The sequence below is a fragment of the Fulvivirga aurantia genome, assembly GCF_009711475.1.
Classification (GTDB): Bacteria; Bacteroidota; Bacteroidia; order Cytophagales; family Cyclobacteriaceae; genus Fulvivirga; species Fulvivirga aurantia.
Genome location: NZ_SMMD01000118.1, coordinates 1 through 573, shown reverse-complemented (window position 1 = coordinate 573; position 573 = coordinate 1). Strand labels below are relative to the sequence as shown.

The following is a 573-nucleotide window of genomic DNA, read 5'->3' as shown; positions in this document are numbered from 1 at the left end:
AGTACTATTGAGATTGTAGCTAATGATTCTCAATACGACACCCTGTACCTGAGAGAGTTTGCTACCGAGCAGATCATTACCACAATACCCACCCAGTCAACTAAAAGTAAAATCTCATTCTCCTCAGATAGAGCAAAAATTGTATCTATTACTACTGATAAAGATGATTATGTCTTCCTAAAACTGATAGAGCCCGGAAGGTCTTATACGTTAAAAATAAAAGACCTTGCCATTATAACTCCTTCTGTCGCTGATTCCCTGAGTAATTACATATGGCAAAGTGGTAATCGCATGTTTAAGCTACACGCTGAAGTAATTCAATATGGAAAACCTTCTCAGGTCCTTGAATTATATGATAGTCTCATACAAACCAGACAAGCTCAAATCGAAGCTCTCAAAAATCAACTTTCGGATAACGAACTGCAGCTATTGTTAAAGCAAAACACCTCCAGAGCACATGGCTTCCTGTTTTTTTACGGAAGAGAACTGCAAGAACTGACTCCTAACGATGATTTCTTCACTTTCGTGAAAAATATAGACCTCAAAGATGAAATGTACATTTACAATTTCCCT

The 573-nt window shown here is 37.3% G+C and carries 1 protein-coding gene; it reads left to right on the top strand.

The features are described from left to right. The coding region (locus tag E1176_RS20105) for a hypothetical protein (protein ID WP_185152467.1) at positions 1 to 573 on the top strand (573 nt) is incomplete at both ends.